Origin of the sequence: Pseudomonas sp. RA_35y_Pfl2_P32, from assembly GCF_963970735.1 — a bacterium.
GTDB lineage: Bacteria > Pseudomonadota > Gammaproteobacteria > Pseudomonadales > Pseudomonadaceae > Aquipseudomonas.
Genome location: NZ_CAXAQF010000365.1, coordinates 1 through 438 on the forward strand (window position 1 = coordinate 1; position 438 = coordinate 438).

A 438-nucleotide genomic window follows, 5' to 3' on the forward strand; every position below is an offset into this window, starting at 1 on the left:
CGTTCGACGCCTATGCGCTCAATTGCGTCGCGGCGATGCAAAACAAGTTCAGGTATCCCGATCCGCGCAGCCCGGGTTCGCCGCTCGGCGGACTGGACTATGCCTATCATTTCGATGCGTCGCTGTTCGCGCGCTATTTGCGTGGTCGTTCGGAGGCCAATGGCGTCATCCGGATCGAGGGAAAGATCGTGGATGTGACCCGCGATCGCGAAAGCGGCCATGTTGCGCAGCTCGTGCTCGACGATGGCCGTGCGGTCGATGGCGACCTGTTCGTCGATTGTTCGGGTATGCGCGCGCTGCTGATCGGCGATGCGCTCGGCGTCGGCTATGAGGATTGGAACCACTGGCTGCTCAACGATCGTGCGCTGGCGGTCCCATGCGAGCGGGTGGCACCGTTGACGCCTTATACGCGTGTGACGGCACGCGGGGCCGGCTGGC

Annotated in this window: 1 protein-coding gene; it reads left to right on the top strand. The window is 63.7% G+C overall.

The features are described from left to right. Positions 1-438 (top strand): tryptophan 7-halogenase (locus AACY45_RS28725; RefSeq protein ID WP_339548862.1); only part of this gene is annotated, 438 nt, incomplete at both ends.